1 protein-coding gene is annotated in these 325 nt (G+C 63.7%); it reads right to left on the minus strand.

Annotated features, from left to right (window positions below):
* Positions 1-325, minus strand: a 325-nt coding sequence (locus AC0L3U_RS38895) for a CoA-binding protein (RefSeq protein WP_473365041.1), incomplete at both ends; no start/stop codon positions are given.

Here is a 325-nt window from a genome sequence, read left to right on the forward strand (position 1 = left end):
CCGCCATGATGGTCCGGCCACAGAAGAGCGCCGTCTGCATAGTTGATCAAGCCGTAGCAGTTCGGACCGATTATCGGCATCTGGCCGGCGGCAGCAATAAGCTCGGACTGCAGTCTCGAGCCTTCCTGATCATAGGCTCCGGTTTCGAGGAAGCCGCCGGCGTAGCAGACAGCGCCGGCGGCACCGCGCTCAGCCAGGGCGTTGATCACCTGTATGGTGAGATGCCGGTTGACGCCAACCCATGCAGCGTCAGGCGCCTCGGGCAGATCGGCCACCGAGCGGAATGCCCTGCGGCCAGCGACTTCCTCTTTAGTGGGATGCACCG

The sequence above is a fragment of the Bradyrhizobium sp. Kon69 genome, assembly GCF_055807515.1.